The sequence below is a fragment of the Clostridium sp. JS66 genome (assembly GCF_033561535.1).
In the GTDB taxonomy this organism is placed as follows: domain Bacteria; phylum Bacillota; class Clostridia; order Clostridiales; family Clostridiaceae; genus Clostridium_AM; species Clostridium_AM carboxidivorans.
The window spans coordinates 3,814,547-3,832,224 of the sequence record NZ_CP131467.1 but is presented as its reverse complement, the minus strand read 5'-3'; the positions used below and the strand labels follow the sequence as shown (position 1 = coordinate 3,832,224).

Annotated in this window: 17 protein-coding genes; 12 read left to right on the top strand and 5 right to left on the bottom strand. The window is 30.4% G+C overall.

Going from position 1 to position 17,678, the window contains the following annotated elements; genetic code table 11:
• Positions 1–348 precede the first annotated feature (348 nt).
• From Q6H37_RS17730 to Q6H37_RS17705, 6 genes are all read left to right on the top strand, one after another.
• Positions 349–2,238, top strand: a complete 1,890-nt coding sequence (locus Q6H37_RS17730; RefSeq protein ID WP_318734717.1) for an endonuclease MutS2 — start codon at positions 349–351, stop codon at positions 2,236–2,238.
• A 242-nt stretch (positions 2,239–2,480) separates the two neighbouring features.
• Positions 2,481–3,086, top strand: coding sequence for a sugar O-acetyltransferase (locus Q6H37_RS17725; RefSeq protein ID WP_318734715.1), 606 nt, complete (start codon positions 2,481–2,483; stop codon positions 3,084–3,086).
• A 230-nt stretch (positions 3,087–3,316) separates the two neighbouring features.
• Complete coding sequence (locus Q6H37_RS17720; RefSeq protein ID WP_318734712.1) at positions 3,317–4,165, top strand: methyl-accepting chemotaxis protein; 849 nt, start codon at positions 3,317–3,319, stop codon at positions 4,163–4,165.
• 275 nt (positions 4,166–4,440) lie between these two features.
• The gene (locus Q6H37_RS17715) at positions 4,441–5,379 is read left to right on the top strand and encodes a M15 family metallopeptidase (protein ID WP_318734709.1); all 939 of its coding nucleotides are present in this window, start codon (positions 4,441–4,443) and stop codon (positions 5,377–5,379) included.
• Between the two features lie 178 nt (positions 5,380–5,557).
• Complete coding sequence (locus Q6H37_RS17710; RefSeq protein ID WP_412523944.1) at positions 5,558–6,010, top strand: YsnF/AvaK domain-containing protein; 453 nt, start codon at positions 5,558–5,560, stop codon at positions 6,008–6,010.
• A 53-nt stretch (positions 6,011–6,063) separates the two neighbouring features.
• Positions 6,064–6,732, top strand: coding sequence for a YsnF/AvaK domain-containing protein (locus Q6H37_RS17705; protein WP_318734703.1), 669 nt, complete (start codon positions 6,064–6,066; stop codon positions 6,730–6,732).
• 233 nt (positions 6,733–6,965) lie between these two features.
• Here the strand turns inward: Q6H37_RS17705 and Q6H37_RS17700 are convergent, their stop codons facing one another.
• Both Q6H37_RS17700 and Q6H37_RS17695 read right to left on the bottom strand, forming a co-directional pair.
• Positions 6,966–7,778 (bottom strand): Cof-type HAD-IIB family hydrolase, encoded by an 813-nt coding sequence (locus Q6H37_RS17700; RefSeq protein ID WP_318734700.1) that lies wholly within the window; start codon positions 7,776–7,778, stop codon positions 6,966–6,968.
• 6 nt (positions 7,779–7,784) lie between these two features.
• On the bottom strand, positions 7,785–8,546 hold the full coding sequence (locus Q6H37_RS17695) for a DeoR/GlpR family DNA-binding transcription regulator (RefSeq protein ID WP_318734697.1): 762 nt from the start codon (positions 8,544–8,546) through the stop codon (positions 7,785–7,787).
• A gap of 466 nt (positions 8,547–9,012) precedes the next feature.
• On the opposite strand from Q6H37_RS17695, the gene Q6H37_RS17685 reads away from it, so the two are divergent.
• The 4 genes from Q6H37_RS17685 (at position 9,013) to Q6H37_RS17670 (ending at position 13,990) form a co-directional block, all read left to right on the top strand.
• Positions 9,013–10,050 carry a J domain-containing protein gene (locus Q6H37_RS17685; protein ID WP_318734694.1) on the top strand — a complete coding sequence of 346 codons (1,038 nt, stop codon included), beginning with the start codon at positions 9,013–9,015 and terminating at the stop codon, positions 10,048–10,050.
• 12 nt (positions 10,051–10,062) lie between these two features.
• Positions 10,063–10,989, top strand: a complete 927-nt coding sequence (locus Q6H37_RS17680; protein ID WP_318734691.1) for a hypothetical protein — start codon at positions 10,063–10,065, stop codon at positions 10,987–10,989.
• Between the two features lie 25 nt (positions 10,990–11,014).
• Positions 11,015–12,229 carry an adenylosuccinate synthetase gene (locus Q6H37_RS17675; RefSeq protein ID WP_318734687.1) on the top strand — a complete coding sequence of 405 codons (1,215 nt, stop codon included), beginning with the start codon at positions 11,015–11,017 and terminating at the stop codon, positions 12,227–12,229.
• 81 nt (positions 12,230–12,310) lie between these two features.
• On the top strand, positions 12,311–13,990 hold the full coding sequence (locus Q6H37_RS17670; RefSeq protein ID WP_318734683.1) for a flavin monoamine oxidase family protein: 1,680 nt from the start codon (positions 12,311–12,313) through the stop codon (positions 13,988–13,990).
• 357 nt (positions 13,991–14,347) lie between these two features.
• Here Q6H37_RS17670 and Q6H37_RS17665 read toward each other — a convergent pair whose 3' ends face one another.
• Positions 14,348–14,743 carry a pyridoxamine 5'-phosphate oxidase family protein gene (locus Q6H37_RS17665; protein WP_318734680.1) on the bottom strand — a complete coding sequence of 132 codons (396 nt, stop codon included), beginning with the start codon at positions 14,741–14,743 and terminating at the stop codon, positions 14,348–14,350.
• Positions 14,744–14,871: 128 nt separating this feature from the next.
• Between Q6H37_RS17665 and Q6H37_RS17660 the strand changes: the two genes are divergently transcribed.
• The gene (locus tag Q6H37_RS17660) at positions 14,872–15,207 is read left to right on the top strand and encodes a helix-turn-helix domain-containing protein (RefSeq protein WP_318734677.1); all 336 of its coding nucleotides are present in this window, start codon (positions 14,872–14,874) and stop codon (positions 15,205–15,207) included.
• 154 nt (positions 15,208–15,361) lie between these two features.
• Here the strand turns inward: Q6H37_RS17660 and Q6H37_RS17655 are convergent, their stop codons facing one another.
• Positions 15,362–16,330, bottom strand: a complete 969-nt coding sequence (locus tag Q6H37_RS17655) for a LysR family transcriptional regulator (protein WP_318734675.1) — start codon at positions 16,328–16,330, stop codon at positions 15,362–15,364.
• Between the two features lie 106 nt (positions 16,331–16,436).
• On the opposite strand from Q6H37_RS17655, the gene Q6H37_RS17650 reads away from it, so the two are divergent.
• On the top strand, positions 16,437–17,213 hold the full coding sequence (locus Q6H37_RS17650) for a sulfite exporter TauE/SafE family protein (RefSeq protein WP_318734672.1): 777 nt from the start codon (positions 16,437–16,439) through the stop codon (positions 17,211–17,213).
• Here the strand turns inward: Q6H37_RS17650 and Q6H37_RS17645 are convergent.
• Complete coding sequence (locus Q6H37_RS17645; protein WP_318734670.1) at positions 17,205–17,561, bottom strand: helix-turn-helix domain-containing protein; 357 nt, start codon at positions 17,559–17,561, stop codon at positions 17,205–17,207. The genes Q6H37_RS17650 and Q6H37_RS17645 overlap by 9 nt on opposite strands.
• Positions 17,562–17,678: the final 117 nt, after the last annotated feature.

Sequence of the window (17,678 nt, the reverse complement as noted above, 5' to 3'; positions counted from 1 at the left end):
ATAAATAAATGAAATTTTGAAATAAGGTTGATAAGGCATATATTTTTGTATATAATATTTAATATATAGATAGATTTCAAAAAAAGAGAGGTATTTTTGTGAGTGTTTAGTATCTAAAATAGGTAATTTAATATTGATTCTAAAATTGAGGGTGCAACACCTTTAATTGTTGTAGAATTAATTACTATTTATAGATACAAGTCCACGAAACTACTTTGGGGTTTAATAACCTTTATTAAGTTTGCAATTAAAGCTGTGGAGTATCCATGGCTTTTTTATTTTATAATTAATACTAGAAATCTATCTAGGTTTCGTCGGCTTGAATAAAGTTGAGAAAGGAATTTTGAAATGGATAATACAACATTAGAAAAACTAAATTATTATGAATTAAAAGAAATAGTAAAAGGATATTGTGCAAGTGGATTGGGTAAATCCTTAATAGATAAACTAGAGCCAAGTACAAATATAAAGGTGGTAAATAGAAGATTAGATGAAACCTCTGAAGGAAGGGCACTTTTAGATGCTTCTTATCATATACCCTTTGATGGAATATTTAATGTAAATCCACTTATAGATAAAATGGAAAAGGGTGCAGCATTAGATCCAGAGGAATTAAGTACCATGGAAAACTTTTTAAGAGGCTGCAGAAAACTAAAATTATTCATGAAGGATAAGGAAGGTTATGTGCCTACTTTAAGTTCTTATAGCTTAAATATAACAGATTTAAGTTATATAGAAGAAGAAATAAATATATCAATATCAGGAAATAGAGTGGATTCCAATGCTTCAAAGGAGCTAAAAAAAATAAGAAGACAAATTGATATGTGTGAAGGCCAAATAAAAGGAAGGCTTGAAAAATTTCTGAAAAATCCTTCAAATAAAGAGTATATACAAGAATTCTTTGTAAGTCAAAGAAATGGAAAATATACAATACCTATAAAAGCTGCTTTTAAAAATCAAGTTCAGGGTGAAATTGTTGAAAATTCATTGAAAGGCAGTACTGTATTTATAGAGCCAAGTGTAATAGTTAAATACACTTCCGAGCTAGCAACTTTAAAAGTTGAAGAGTCTATAGAGGAATATAAAATATTAGCTACTTTAACAGAAATGCTATATGAAAGAATAAGAGAAATTAAAATAAATATTGAGGTAATAGCTGAGTATGACATGATTTGGGCAAAAGCAAAATATAGTAGTGACATAAGAGGAATAAAGCCTAAACTAAATGAGCATGGTTATATAAAAATAGTTAAGGGAGGTTATCCTTTAATTAAAAATGGAGTACCCTTAGATTTTGAAATAGGAAAGGATTATAGATCATTAATAATCACAGGACCTAATGCGGGAGGAAAAACTATAGTATTAAAAACTTTAGGAATGTTGACTCTTGCAGTTCAAGCAGGGTTTCATATAAAGGCTGAGCAAGGCTCAGAAATTGCTGTATTCAACAAGATATTTGTAGATATAGGTGATAATCAAAGTGTAGAAAATGCTTTAAGTACTTTTTCATCCCATGTGAAGAATTTAGCATATATAATAAAGGAAAGCAATAAGTCAACATTATTGTTGTTTGATGAAATTGGCAGTGGGACAGAACCCAATGAAGGTGCAGCTTTAGCAATAGCTATTTTAGAAGAAGTGTATTATAAGGGCTGTATAACAGTAGCAACAACCCATTATGGAGAGATTAAAAACTTTTCTGAGCAGCATCCAGACTTTGAAAATGCAGCTATGGAGTTTAGATGTGACACGCTAGACCCATTATATAAGCTTAATATAGGAAAGACAGGGGATAGTAATGCTCTTTATATATCAAAGAAAATGGGCATTTCAGATAATATAATTGAAAGAACTAGAAGATATATAGAAAGTAAGAACTATAATTATGAATTAATAAGAGACAGCAAAATTATAAAGAAAAAAGATATTCAAGAAGACAAAGATGAAAGTTATGAATTTGCTGTAGGAGATAAGGTTTTTTGGATGGATAAGAATGAAAGTGCCATTGTTTATAAGGAAAGAGATGTATATAATAATGTAACTATTTTATTTAACAAAGAATTTGTTGATGTAAATTGCAAAAGATTAAAATTGGAAATTAAGGCTGCTAAGCTATATCCAGAAGGATATGATTTAAATCAACTATTTATTAGTTTCAAGGAAAGAAAGCTTGAAAGGGATATAGAAAGAGGTTCCAAGAAGGCTTTAAAGAAACTTAAAAAAAATCATTTAAAATAATTGAAAAAATGAACAATTTACCTTAACACTGTATTATTCAAACTTGAATTTTACAGTGTTTTTTGTGCTGCATTAAAAAAAGCATGAATTCCTTTACTGATTGATATTTTTCCAAAATAAATTCTCTTATAAATCTGTACCAGCCCACATTAATATTTTAATAATTGTTTTAAATATTTTAATATTTTACACTTTAAATATAGTACAAACACTGTTTTAGTAAAATTTCAGGAGGTTAAGTTATGAAAGAAGAAGAAAGAATATTTGAAGGTAGACTATTTGATGCTGCTAAGAAAGAACTTAGAGATATTAAGAATAAGACACATATACTATGTCAGAAATTCAATTTACTTGATGAGTATGATGAAAGACGTCTGGCAATCATAAAAGAATTTATCGGAAAGATAGGAGAAAGATATCATTTTCAAGGACCTATACAATTTAACTATGGGTGTCATACATTCATTGGTGAAAATTTTGCTGCCAATTTTAATACTACAATTTTAGATGATGGTAAAATTTATATTGGTGATAATGTAATGCTTGGCCCAAATGTTTCCCTTATGGCAAGTTCACATCCACTTATTGCAGAAGAGAGAACTGCTATGAAGTATGAGGATGGACATGTGTCTGTGTCTGAGTATGCAAAGGAAATTCATATTGGAAATAATGTTTGGATTGCTTGTAATGTTGTGGTTTGTGGCGGTGTCAACATTGGAAATAATGTAGTTATCGGTGCAGGCAGTGTTGTTACAAAAGATATACCAGATAATTATATTGCATATGGCAATCCATGTAAGCCAATAAGAATGATTACAGAAAAAGATTCAAAGTTAGACTTATTGTAATTATTCATAGCTTGAATTTAGGAGTATTTTTATATTGTATTTCAAATATTGAATAAATTAATTAACAAATTTAAACATACGAATGATCCTTAAAAATATAGTTGCACAATATTAAGAAAATTGCTGATATTACAAAGATTATTGCATATTAAATAGAATAATATGATATAATATCATTAAAAAATAAACGGTAGTTATAAAATGTGTACTATAAGGAGGTAAAATTCAAAATGCTAAAATCAAACGAATTTCAAACAAATGAATCCATTTTAGAAGCATTTAAATTAGTCCTTCCCTATATTAATAGGATTGTTCGTGAAGATATGGCTGTTGGTTTGACAGATTTAAAAGAATACTTATTTTATTATCGAGCAAAGGAGTTTGAACTTGATTTACCTGCAGGTAAGCCAATTAGTGGAATAAGTACTATAGAGGAATGTATCAGAACAGGCAAGGATACTTTTGATGATATTCCAACTGAAGTATATGGACGACCTATAAAGACAATATTTACGCCAATTTATGGAGTTGATAAAAAGGTTATAGGAACTTTAAGTTCAGGTATTGATTTGAACGATAATCATAATTTGGTAGAAAGCGTTGAACAGTTATCTTCTTCTATAAATCAAGTATCAATAAATGTTGAACAAATAGCTAAAAGTGCAGTGGAGCTTTCAGAATCTGGGCAGCAATCAATAAACCTAGCACATGATTTAACAGATAAGCATCGAGATACTTCTATGATTTTAGAATTTATTAAAAGTGTAGCAGCACAAACAAATCTTTTAGGATTAAATGCTTCAATTGAAGCTGCAAGAGCAGGTGAACATGGTAAAGGTTTTGCAGTTGTTGCTAATGAAATAAGAAAACTTGCAGAACAATCTAATCAATCGGCAAAAAAAATTCAAGCTATTCTACAGGAAATGAATGATGCAGTTTCTGAAATTAATAAATCAATAGAATCTTCAGGAAGCATTAGCCAGGAGCAAGCTGCATCAACACAGGAAATATCTTCAAACTTAGAATATATAAACAATATTACAGAACAGTTAAGAACCTTTGTTGAACGTTATGATTAAGTATCCATTACTATCCTGAATTTAAGAAGTGTTTTTCAGAGGACAATGAAGGTGAATTTTTCTCCTTATGTCATAAAACTAATTTATTTTAAAGCTTGTTTTGCTAACTCAAAACAAGCTTTAAATTTTTTTTGTTGCAAAATATAATGTAAGGTTACATATGTGAATGTAATTGTTCAGTGAATAATTACATTGAAAATCAGAGAAATTAAGTCAAGTGAGTTTTAGCAATGGTAGCGATCAGGTAAATTACAAGTAAGAAAGGTGAGTATATTATGAAGAAAACATTTATTTATATAATGACATTTTTTCTATTGATTAATTCAACATATATAGCTAAAGCGTCCAATATGGATATTAATGCTGCAAGTTTAAATGCCAATGAGTATGATATTAAAATGAAACAAGACTTATTATGTTTGATGATGGCTTATCCAGAATATATAAAGGATATAAATTGTGATGAAAACAATCATGTATATTTAGTAATGAAATCTGGCAAAAAAATTTTATATGATGATAAAAAAGTAAAAACTCCTGAACAAAAACTTGAAAATGCAGATTTGCAGGATACTCTGGAGCAGGCTTATCCTTTAACAAGTATTTGTAAATTGATGGATAAGGATTATGATCCTGGAAGATACAGATCCTATGAATTATTAAAAGAAGTATATGGTTCTTCCAAGCAGCAGATAGAGAAAAATCTTAAAAGTGTAAATCTAAAGTACACACATGTTCTTTTTAACAATAATAACAAAGCAGCTGAAGCACTTGGAAGTGCTATGGAAAATCTTATACCTCTTTCAAGAGAAAATGAAGCTGTTAGAAGATGTTTATTCCCTTGTATGGGTACTTTTAACTATCGATTAGTTGCAGGTACTAATCGATTAAGTCCTCATTCATTTGGTATTGCTATAGATCTTGCAAGTGATAAAAGAGATTATTGGAAATGGTCATCACCTGAACAAGGAGAAGAACGCTTAAATTCATATTCTAGAGAAGTAGTTGAAACCTTTGAAAAAAACAACTTTATATGGGGCGGAAAATGGGGACATTTTGATATTTTACATTTTGAATATAGGCCGGAAATTATCTTAAAAGCTAAGTATTTTGCTAATGTTAATGGTGATAAATCACTATGGTACAAAGGAGTTAATGAGAAGGATACTTCCATCAAGGAGTATATTGGCAAAATTAATGAAGTATTGAAATAACTTTTGTCAGCTAAATTAAAAATCATGGTAAATCTTAAAAATATATATAGATATGTGAAAATAGCACTTAGTTACTGTAAGCTATTTACTCTAACTCCATATTTCCTAAAGGATATATTACTTCAGCAGGGATAAAATATTAATGAATTAAAAAATATGTGCTTGTAGGAGGTAACTTATTATGGGGATATTTGATAGTATTTTAGGCAATGACGATGATAAAAAGAAGGATAAAGATGAAGGAAGACTTACACTTCATAAGGAAGAGCTTGATATAAATAAAAGTAGGGTTCAAAAGGGTGAAGTTGAATTAAGCAAAGAAATTGTTGAAGAACAAAAAACAGTGGATGTTCCAGTTACTCATGAAGAAGTTGTCATTGAAAGAAGATCAATAGATAATGAAGCTAGTGATACGCCTATTAGTGATGGAGAAACAATACGTATTCCAGTAAGTGAAGAAAAGGTCAATGTAGATAAACACACTGTGATAACTGGAGAGGTGTCTGCTCATAAGCGTGAAGTTGAAGAAACAGAAAAAGTTGATGAGAAACTAAAAAGAGAAGAAGCTCGTATAAACACAAATGGTGATGCAGAAATAATAGATAAAAATTCAGATGATGGTTTCCGTTAATAAATTAGAAAAACACCTCTCAAATTCAAGAGGTGTTTTTTAGGAGGAGTAGCATGTTAAGTAAAGATGTACCTAATAAAAAAAGTGTTGAATATTTAACAAGTGCTGTCATTGGCGGAATAATTGGTTTTATAATTGCTATTTTATACAAGTTTTCTATTTTAGCTGTACCTGGATTTGTAACTATATTTGCAGTTACATCAATTGATCCTATGATAACTGGAACAATAATAGGTATTGTTATTGGAATAATTATAGGTGGACTGATAGCTCAAAGCAGCGCATATAAGAACAGTGGTGAAACCATTTTAAAGGAGACTTCTCACGATACAAACAGTGATGTGAAAATGCAGCTTCGTAAAGAACAAATGGAAATATCCAAGGACAAAATACAAACTGGCGAGGTATCCATTCACAAAGAAGTTTTAACCAAAGAGGAGAATATTACTGTACCTGTAAAACAGGAAGAGCTAGTTATTGAAAAAGAGGTTTTTAATCCTCAATCCCATGGTGAATCAAAGACTCGTACTGAAACAATTAGAATACCTATTAGTAAAGAACGTATTGATATACACAAGGAACCAGTAACTTTAGAGAATGTTTCAGTTAGTAAGCATAAATATAAAGAGATAAAACATATAACTGAAACACTAAAAAAAGAAATACCTCATGTTGATATTAAAAAAATTAAAGGAAACAACAAGCAAAAAAGAAAAAGGTAGAAATGAAAAATATGCTTAATTTATTAAGATAATATTGGAAAGTATATAAAAATGGAGCTATAACTTAATATAGTTCCATTTTTTTATTTAATATTCAGTGGCTGATTTTATTACCCAAGCTAGCAAAAAATATTTAGAGTACTTCAGAAAATTCACTGGTCTCAATATGGAGAGTGTCCTGGATATGAACATTAGATGAGTACAACTTATCAGTGTGGAAAATTGTGAAACAATCAAAGAATATATTTTTTGATTGCCTCGGCTACTCCATCTTCATCATTAGAAAGGGTTATATAATCAGCATATTGTTTAACTTCATTCGGAGCATTGCCCATAGCAATCCCTAGGCCTGCAAATTCTATCATATTGATATCATTATAATTATCACCAATAGCAATTACTTCAGGCCTTTGTACACCATATTTTTCACATAAAACTTTAATTGCAGAAGTTTTGGAAGCATTATTTGGCATCATTTCTAAATAAGTAGGCTTAGAAAAATATATATTTAAGTTATTGGAGTTATAATCTTTAATTTTTGCATTCAATGTTTCTAGCTCATTTTGATTTGCCATACATAAAATTTTATTAGGACCAGAATCTTCTTTCTCCCACAAATCAAACAAATCAGTAAAGCTCATGATAATAGGAGACATATTTGTTATTATGCCCTCTTGTTCAGCCCATTCATCAATTTTTTCAACATACCATTCATCATCTTTATATAAACTTATGTGAATTCCCATTTCTCTGGTTAATTTGAATACTTGCTTAAGCTCTAAAATTGGAATAGTTACATTTGATAGTATATTGGTTTTATCATCCATGATTAAAGCACCACTGTAACAAATAATGGGATTACTAATACTAAGTTCTTTCAGCAAAAATAATATTCCTTTTGGCATTCTTGCTGAAACCAATATTATCGGAATTTGCATTTCCTTTGAAACTATTTGTATTACTTCTTTTGTACTTGGAGAAATTCTATGCTTTGAATTAAGCAATGTTCCATCAATATCTAAACATATCATTTTATATTTATCCATTAAATTTTACTCCTTCCTTACAATATTTAACTCAATATTATGTTTATTTATAATATCCATATATGTAGATGTAGGCGTTTTATCAGTAATAAGGATGTCAATTTGTTCCCAGCTTAGCCCTTTATAATATGAAGTCTTTCCAAACTTTTCAAAGCCAGCAAGTACAATCACCTTGTCAGATTGTTTTGCAGAAATTTTCTTTATTAAGGCATCTTCATAATCCGCGTAAAATACCCCATCTTCGGAAATAGCAGCAGCACCTATAAATGAGGCGTCAAAATGAGTACTTTCAATAGAATTCGAGTAATCAAAGCTATAAAAAAATCTGTTTGCCTTATTTAAACATCCTCCAATAGAATATACAGAAACCTCCTGGTTTTCAGAGAGTATTTCTATGTTATCAAGTGAATGAGTAAATATAGTAACCTTACTGTTTAATTTCTTAGAAAGGTAACTAATAGTAGTAGAAACATCAAAAAAATAATGTTCATTTTCCTTAATAAGTGTTAATGCTTTCTCTGCTATTTCCTTTTTTTCTTGAGAATGAGATTTTAGTCTCTCACGGTAGGAGTATATTGTTTCATCAAATCCTGGAAGAGTAATTCCTCCATGAGTACGAATCACTGTACCTTCTTCTACAAGCCTTACTATATCTCGTCTAGCAGTATCACGTGAAACTTCAAATATTCTGCATATATCATGAACAGACAAATGATTGTAATTATTTAGATATTCTAATATTTTTAAGAGTCTTTCTTCTTGATACATCTCATCACCTCCAATTTAATTATAAGTAATTATAAGCAATTTATCAACAATATAAGCATATTTAAGTAATATTTTTCTAACTCCTTAAAGGTAATCTTACCTTTACATGTTAATTCCATGGTTAAGTTATCTTGTCGGTTAATATTTGTTCCTTTGAGATACCTATTTTTTAAACTTTGTAACCCAAAAAAGTGTTTTCTTAGAAATTCTCGAAAAATTTATGATTTGTACCAATTATTAGACTTAAAAAGAAATTAAATGATTATTGCTAATAAATACAAAGTAATACTCTATTATTTGCTTTTTGACATAAAAAAATAATATGTATATAATGATAATAACAAGTTGATAATAACACATAAATAATATTAATTGTGTGGATGTATCATAATAAATTGTAAAATTTAGAGTGGTTAATAGTATCATTACTAAACAGATGAATTTTGCAAGAGGGGAGGGTTAGTTGATGTTTACTGTAAATGAAATATTAACAATGAAAGAACCTGGAGATTTGTTTTCTGATAGTAAGACAATAAAAGAAGAATATCATAAACTAACAAAATACTGGCATCCAGATTTCAATTTCAATTCTAAAGAATCTCAGGATGTTATGGCTAAAGTCAATGAATTGTATTTTAAAGGATTAGATTTAATAAAAAATGGAAGCTGGAAGGCAGATGATTTAATAAGACTATCTGGAAAAGATAACAAGGTGTACGAACTTAAATATCGTATTTCTCATGATTTTGAATTAGGTACTATGTATATAGGAAACACTGCTATTTTGTATTTAATAGATGAAAACAATAAAGACTTATATGAAAATGCTGTTAAAATCATTGATAATTTTACTTATGCCGATTTAGGAATGAAAGAAGAAGTATCAAAATATTTACCTAAGATACTTGACAGGTTTGAAACAAAAGATAATAAGCTAGGGGTTGTGATACAAAAAACATCTGATTTATTTTTATTAAAGGATGTATTGGATTATTTTGATGGAAATATCCCTGAAAAACATACAGCCTGGATATTAAGTAGCTTGTATAACCTTGTATGCTACTTAGACTATGCAAAGCTGTCACATAATTCAATATCATTAAAAAACTATTTTGTTTCACCTGAATGCCATAGTGGTGCTTTATTAGGAGGTTGGTGGTATGCAGTACCTCAAGGAGAAAGAATGCTTGGAGTTACTGAAGAAACTTATTCAATTATGTCACCACAAGTTAAAAATACAAAAGTTGGCCATATTTCTACAGACTTAGAATCAATTAGGCTGATTGGAAGAGAGATTTTAGGTGACAAAAATGGTACTAATCTTAGTTCTAAAAGTTTTATACCTAATCCAATGATAAATTGGGTTAGGGGAGTTTCTTCTCTAAAAGCAGTGGAAGATTATGAAAACTGGATGAAATGTTTATATGACAGTTTTGGGGAAAGAAAGTTTATAATGATGAATTTAAATGATACTCAGTTATATGAAAAAGTAAAAAAATTTTAGGAGGTATTAATTATGGGAACTGGTAGATTTAATTATAGTGATTGGAAAAGTTATGCAAAGGATACTGTATCAAAAGCAAAGAGTGCAGCAGATATATACACATCTAGGTCTATTGTGGATGAATTAGACCCTAAAAATATTAAGATGAGGGAATCTTGTGATTCGCCAAGTAATCCAAATTCAACACCTATAATCATAGGCTTGGATGTAACAGGTTCAATGGGCTGCATTGCTGAATCAATGGCAAAAGATGGTTTAGTTACTCTTGCAACAGAAATATATGATAGGAAGCCTGTACCTGATCCACATATAATGTTCATGGGTATTGGAGATGTACATGCAGGTGATAGAGCACCACTACAAGTTACACAATTTGAAGCGGATATTAGGATTGCCAAACAATTAGCTAGAATTTATCTTGAAGGACGAGGAGGAGGAAATAGTTTTGAAGGATATATTCTTGCATGGTATTTTGCTTCAATGCATACGAGAATAGACAGCTTTGAAAAAAGAAATAAAAAAGGTTTCTTGTTTACAATAGGTGATGAAGAACCAACGCCTAACTTATTAGCTCCTCACATTGAAAGGGTATTTGGATATAATCCTCAATTTAAAGAATTGTCAGCAGAACAATTATTAACTATGGTAAGTAGACGATATGAAGTATTTCATTTGATTGTAGAAGAAGGACATCATATGCGTTACGGCAGGGAGGAAGTTATAAGAAAGTGGAGAAATCTTCTTGGTCAGAGAGCTATATTACTTTCAGATTATAAAAAAATGAGCGAAGTTATTGTTTCGACTTTACAGGTGGTAAATGGTGCTAATACTGATACTGTAATATCAAGCTGGGATGGCTCTACAGCACTTGTTGTAGAAAAAGCTATTAAAGCATTAGATAATAATGCTAAATCAAGTGATGGTATTGTAAGGTTCTAACTTTTCTAGAAAGAAGGTGTTGTAAATGAAAAATATCAAAGTAGTTATTGGTGCAAATTTTGGAGATGAAGGTAAAGGGGTGATGACTGAATATCTTTCATCTACTTTAAATAATGGGATAGTTGTAAGATTTAATGGTGGTGCTCAGGCAGGTCATACTGTTGTAACTCCAAATGGACATAGGCATGTTTTTGGACATTTTGGTTCAGGTTCATTTTTAGGATTGCCAACTTATTTAAGTAAATTCTTTGTAGTTAATCCTATAACTTATATTAAAGAACTTAACAGCTTAAAGAGCAAAAATGTAAAACCTGTTATATTTATGGATAAGGATTGTTATGTTACAACACCATATGACATGATGATAAATCAAGTGGCTGAAATGGTTCGAGGTAGGAATAAACATGGAAGTTGTGGATTAGGCTTTAATGAAACTATTCAACGCAGCATATCTAAAAACTGTTTCAAATTAACAGTTAAGGATTTGAAAAATGAAGCTTTAGTTAGAAAAGTGCTAAAAAATATTAAAGATTTATATTTACAAAAAAGGTTAACTGAATTAGGAATAGATAATATTCCAGATATGTTTTCAGATATCATTTCAAGTGAAGGGATAGTTGAAAATTATTTGTTAGATATAAAAAATATGCTTAATACTATAACCATTACAAATTTAAAAATATTAGATTCATATGCCAGCATATTGTTTGAAGGCGCTCAAGGACTTTTGCTTGACCAAAATCATGAATTTTTTCCTCATGTCACACGATCTAACACAGGAATGAAAAATGTAAGTGAGTTAATAAAACAAGCTGGATACAGCATGGAAAATATAGAAATTGTATATGCAACAAGAGCTTATATGACAAGGCATGGAGTTGGTCCATTTCCAACTGAATTAGAATCAAAACCCTATGATAAAATAGAGGATTTAACTAATGTACCAAATCCCTATCAAGACACATTAAGATTTGGTTTATTAGACCTTGATCTTTTAGCAAAAACAATACAAAATGATTTATTAAATGCAAAAGGCTTAAAGTATAAAGTTAATATATCAATCAGCTGCTTAGATCAATTAGATGAAGAAATAGATTATTACTATAATTCAAATAAAATGAAAACTTCAGTAGATAATTTTATTAAAAATGTGTTTGAAGCAATTGATGTTTCAGAAGGATATTTAAGTTATGGTGCTGCCAGGAATACTATTAAAAATATAATTTACAGCTTCAATTAGAAGGTTAACTTAATTGGAATTAGATATGCAGCATTGAATATACATGTTATTAAGGAATATTTTTAGGAGTTGTAGTGACTTATGGAAGTATATAGAGCTGATATTCAGCCATTCAATCCATCTAATGAGCAAAGATATGCATTGTTAAAAGATGCATTACGTAAAGCAGGCAGGCTAGGTGACTTTAATAACATTATTAAACTTTTAGGTCCTCCACCAGATATTTTAAATTATGCATATCCAGGTGAATTTAGAAAAGTTAAGGTAGGTATTATAGGTGGAGGTCTTGCTAGCATGTCAGCAGCTTTTGAACTTAGAAAACTTGGGTTTGACATAACAGTGTTTGATGCCCTAAAAGATAGAGTGGGTGGAAGAGTATATACTTATTATTTTGATGAAGATAAAAAGTTTTATGGGGAACTTGGTCCAATTAGAATTCCAGTGGCACATGAAACCACTTGGCATTATATTAATCTTTTTGGACTTGCTACTCAGCCATTTATTCAAAACAATTCTAATAACTTTGTATATGTACAAGAAACAAGAGCTAGAAAAAATCCTAAAAGCATTGAAGAAAAAATTTATCCAAAATATAATTTAAGTAAAAGAGAAAAAAATACAACTTGGACCAGGCTTTATGAATATGCAGTGCATTTTTTTATGAATAATCTGCGTCCAGAAATAAGAGCTGAAATTTTAAAAATTCTTCCTAAATATAATCCAAGTTATAATACTTTACTTAATATTAGCATCCGTCAAAATTTTGAAATGCTGGGTCTTAGTCCTGATGCTATAGATATGATAGCAAGCGTTGATGCATTTACAGGTGCACTAATTGATTTATCCTATAATGAAGTATTGCAGGAGGATTATCCAGAAAATTTTTCTTATCTTTACAGAGTTGCTGGCGGCAATGTAAACTTGCCAATTGCATTTTACAAGTCTCTAACATCTAAAGTACCTAAAGAATATAGAATTCCTCAGAATGAGCTGGGAAAAGTGACCTGGAAAGGTGGCAGTCAGGTATTGGGAATATATAAGGTTGAAAATGAAAAAGAGGTTATATTGAGATACAAAGATAATAATATTAAAGGAGAAAACACAGAAGGATTTGACTATGTTATTTGTGCCATCCCATTTACAACACTTTCAACTATGGATATTGCACCTTTCTTTAGTAATAGAAAAATGCAGGCAATAAGAGAAATAAATTATGTGGATGGACATAGAACACTACTGTTATGTAAAAAGCGTTTTTGGGAAGAAAATGCGGATTATGGAAGGATTGTAGGTGGCGTGTCTAATACTGACCTATCTATAACAAATATATTATATCCTTCAGATCATGTCATGACTGGAGCTAACCCAAATGAACCAGGAGTATTAATAGGTTCATACAATTTAAACAAATATGCTACACATATAGGAAGTATAAGGGGAGATGCACACTTTAAGCAAGTTAAAAGACAGGTTGAGCAAGTTCATGGACTTCCTAGAAATTATCTAGATTCCATAGTAACACAGTCAAAATTTATTCATTGGAATAATGAAGAATGGTTTAGAGGAGCTGTAGCATTTTTTACACCAGAACAAAAAAGAATTTTTTCACATAATATTTTAAAACCAGAATATGATAATAGGGTGTTCTTTGCAGGAGAACATGCTTCTGCAACCCATGGTTGGATGCAAGGAGCTCTATTCACTGGAAAATTGGCTGCCAACAGTTTAGTCCGCAGTGTTAAGGCTGAAAGAAAAATGTAAGAATATATATTTCTAAATGAATTCTTGCACATGAATAAATTTAACTTAATATAATAAGCAGATTGAGACACAACTTTTCAGAGGACAATTGACAGAGTACAGAGGACAGTGAAGGTTGATTTTTTGCTGACGCAAAAGAATTTTTAAATTTATATAAATCAGCAATGTTTCACTTTAGTGAAACGAGTCATAATAAATTTAATTAAAGATTTTTCGTAGTGCAGCGGAGAAAAATCATCCTTCAATGTCCTCTGTCAATTGTCTTCTGTCCTCTGAAAAGTTGTGCCGCATTATGCTTAAAATGCTAAAGTTAAGTCTTTAATAAATGGTTTGCCGTACCAAGAAATTTAGTTAGGATTATAGTAAAAATGTTTCAGGTTCAGCAGTGAAAGAAGAAATAGTAGCTGTTCCTTTAGTAAAGTACAATACTGCAAAAATTCCATCATCAACGCTGTACATGGATTTTAAAGATGGAACAGCTTCAAGTGCTAATTCTTTTACTTCACGTCTATCATCATTTGCAATTTCTCCAGTAATACGAATCCATTGACCTTTTTTGTTCATAGCACTGATTTCAACCTTAGGATTTTCCATCATTTGTTTGAAACATTTTTTTGTATTATTTGAGACAATATATAGTTTCCCTTCATATTCAAATACAGCACCAAAAGGTCTTACTCTTGGTTGATCTCCTTCGTTAGTTGCTAGGTAAAAAGTACCACTTTCTTTTAAAAATTCTAATGCTTTTTTCATAGTTATTGCTCCTCCCATATATGTATGTTAAAATTGATCATGCAATAATAATATCACGTACAACAAAAATAACAAGTACGATTTTTAAGTAATGTAAGTATATAAAAGATACTATAGGAGGAAATATAATGGAGAATACCAATAGTCTTTTTGGAAAATGTCCATATTTTACAGCACAAAAAGTGTTTTCAGGAAAATGGTCAATTTTAATTATGTATCATTTAAATGAAGGACCACTGCGTTATGGAGAACTACAAAGAACAATGGAGGATATCACACAGGCTACACTAACAAAGCAATTGAGGATGTTGGAGGATTTTGGACTGGTTAGCCGGCACGTTTATTCGGAAATTCCACCTAAAGTGGAGTATTCGTTAACTGATTTGGGAAAAGCATTTAGACCAGTGTTAAAAGAGTTTAGAATTTGGGGAGATAAGTATATTGAATATATTAAAAGTAAATAGGCGTCAATATAGTTACAGAAAATAATCTTTTTGGAGCTGCAACACTAAGAATAGATACTACAATATGTCGTGTTAGTTTTTAATTTATAAAACACCATATTGTAGATAAATTGATCAGTTAAGCAGCTCCCTTTTTATACATTTTTCAGCAAGCTCAAGGAGTAAGTTTATTTTTATAAAACTCTGCAGTGTAATCAATAAAACACTTAGTGGCTTTAGTAACATATCTCTTTTTATTATAAGCAATAGCAACTCCACGTTTTGGCATAGGACATTTCAATTTGTAAAAACGAAGATTTTCTGCATCAGGGGAACATTTTATAAGGGTATCGGAAATGAAAACAGCTCCAAGTCCTTTTGAAGCAAACTCAAAGGAAGTCATTTGTTGATTAAAGGACATCTTTACTAATGGGTTAATGTGGTAATAATCAAAAATAGCTTTTGATCTTCCAAAAATTTCATTTGTGGGCTCTAGCAATAGGAATGGCAAATTTTCCATACCGTATAGACCAATAACAGGCTGTTTTTCAGAAAGATGCTTATTTTTTCTGATTTCCTCAGATGTCATTCCGCAAGCAAAAACTTTTGTATCTACAGGAAGATTCAACGGTATACCCAGTAAAATTTGGTTTTCAAATAAAGGAACAGATTGGAAGATTTCTTCTTCAAACCAATCAGTATCTAAAATTAAGTCAATGATACCATTTGTCAGCATATTTTTAAGTACAGGAAGAGATGCTTCCTTTGCAGCAATTTCTATTCCTGGATACTGATTTGAAAATTCAACAATAAGTTCAGGAAGCAAATAGGTCATAGATATGATAGCACCACCAATTGTAATTTTTCCAACTTTAACTTCATTTAAGTTTTCAAAGCAGTCAGCACATTCTTGTTCTATGGATACAATTTTTTCCACCTTATCTATGTATATGTGTCCCGCGGCTGTTAATTTTAGTGGGGATGTTCTTCGTTCAAATAAAGGTTGACCAATTTCCTGTTCCAATTTACGAATTGCAATACTCAAGGCTGGCTGTGTCATATGCAAGTTTTCTGCTGCCTTTGAGAAGCTTCCAGACTTGTATACTTCATAAACATAATTCATATTTTGAAACAATTTTATCACCTCAGTATAAATTAAATTTATATATATAGTAAAATATATAAATTTGATTATATAATAAAATAATGATAATATCAACTCATCAATAAAGCTTACAAGGAGATTGAAAATGATTGAGTATATTATCGTATGTCCATTGGTTTTTTTGGCTGGTTTTGTGGATGCAATTGCAGGCGGTGGAGGGCTTATATCTATTCCAGCCTTCATGATTTCTGGAATTCCAGTTCATTTTGCTATTGGTACAAATAAATTGAGTTCAAGCATGGGAACAACTATAGCTACATATCGCTATGCTAAAAATGGCTATATAAAATTGAAATTGGCAGCCTGCAGCGCTGTTTGTGCGTTAATGGGATCATCAATTGGTGCTGAGATTGCTTTAAAAATTAATGATTTCTATTTTAAAATTTTGATGTTAGCTATATTACCAATTACTGCTTTTTATGTTTTCCGGAAACGTAATTTTGAAGCCAGTGAAAACATTAAAACATTATCAACTTTTAAAACCTATTTAATTTGTATGCTTATAGCATTTTTTATAGGAATGTATGATGGGTTTTATGGACCTGGTGCAGGAACATTTTTATTGTTGTTACTTACAGGTATTGCACATTTGGGTTTAAATTTATCAACAGGAACCACAAAAGCTATTAATTTATCCTCAAATGTGGCAGCATTAATCACCTTTATGATAAATGGGAAGGTACTCCTTATTTTAGGATTAGTTGCAGGTTTGTTCAGTATTGCAGGAAATTACATTGGTGCTGGTTATTTTACCAAAAGTGGGACAAGAATAGTACGACCTATTATTATAACTGTATTAGCCGTATTCTTTGTTAAAGTATTATTTGATATATTGCCTGCACAACTTTTTAGTTTATTCTGATTTATTACAAGGTATTGGTACATCATTTAATTTAAAATAGTCTTCTCCCCACTTACAAAGTAGTTTTACTATAGGAACAAATGTATTGCCCAGCTCGGTAAGTGAGTATTCTGTCTTAGGTGGAACTACAGGATAAAGAACGCGATTGATAATGCAATCACTTTCCAATTCCTTCAACTGGTGACTGAGCATTCTTGGGGTTGCTTGTGGAATACGTTTTTGTATTTCATTATATCGCAGCGTCTTATCAATGAGTTCATATATTATAATGGCTTTATACTTCCCACCAACAATATCCATTGCGGCTTCTACTGTACAGTGATAACTTTCTAATTTTGCTCTATCCATATTAAATCTCCTTACTATCAAAAAGTATAGTATGTAACTAAAAGTATATTATATAACAAAAAAGTGCATTATTGCTAAGTTGCTTATTTACGATATAATTATAGTTGAGGCAAGAAG

Excerpts from the sequence above, each read along its gene's own strand:
- Q6H37_RS17730 (WP_318734717.1), top strand. The coding sequence starts at position 349 with ATGGATAATACAACATTAGAAAAACTAAATTATTATGAATTAAAAGAA.
- Q6H37_RS17725 (WP_318734715.1), top strand. The coding sequence starts at position 2,481 with ATGAAAGAAGAAGAAAGAATATTTGAAGGTAGACTATTTGATGCTGCT.
- Q6H37_RS17720 (WP_318734712.1), top strand. The coding sequence starts at position 3,317 with ATGCTAAAATCAAACGAATTTCAAACAAATGAATCCATTTTAGAAGCA.
- Q6H37_RS17715 (WP_318734709.1), top strand. The coding sequence starts at position 4,441 with ATGAAGAAAACATTTATTTATATAATGACATTTTTTCTATTGATTAAT.
- Q6H37_RS17705 (WP_318734703.1), top strand. The coding sequence starts at position 6,064 with ATGTTAAGTAAAGATGTACCTAATAAAAAAAGTGTTGAATATTTAACA.
- Q6H37_RS17700 (WP_318734700.1), bottom strand. The coding sequence starts at position 7,778 with ATGGATAAATATAAAATGATATGTTTAGATATTGATGGAACATTGCTT.
- Q6H37_RS17695 (WP_318734697.1), bottom strand. The coding sequence starts at position 8,546 with ATGTATCAAGAAGAAAGACTCTTAAAAATATTAGAATATCTAAATAAT.
- Q6H37_RS17685 (WP_318734694.1), top strand. The coding sequence starts at position 9,013 with ATGTTTACTGTAAATGAAATATTAACAATGAAAGAACCTGGAGATTTG.
- Q6H37_RS17680 (WP_318734691.1), top strand. The coding sequence starts at position 10,063 with ATGGGAACTGGTAGATTTAATTATAGTGATTGGAAAAGTTATGCAAAG.
- Q6H37_RS17675 (WP_318734687.1), top strand. The coding sequence starts at position 11,015 with ATGAAAAATATCAAAGTAGTTATTGGTGCAAATTTTGGAGATGAAGGT.
- Q6H37_RS17670 (WP_318734683.1), top strand. The coding sequence starts at position 12,311 with ATGGAAGTATATAGAGCTGATATTCAGCCATTCAATCCATCTAATGAG.
- Q6H37_RS17665 (WP_318734680.1), bottom strand. The coding sequence starts at position 14,743 with ATGAAAAAAGCATTAGAATTTTTAAAAGAAAGTGGTACTTTTTACCTA.
- Q6H37_RS17660 (WP_318734677.1), top strand. The coding sequence starts at position 14,872 with ATGGAGAATACCAATAGTCTTTTTGGAAAATGTCCATATTTTACAGCA.
- Q6H37_RS17650 (WP_318734672.1), top strand. The coding sequence starts at position 16,437 with ATGATTGAGTATATTATCGTATGTCCATTGGTTTTTTTGGCTGGTTTT.
- Q6H37_RS17645 (WP_318734670.1), bottom strand. The coding sequence starts at position 17,561 with ATGGATAGAGCAAAATTAGAAAGTTATCACTGTACAGTAGAAGCCGCA.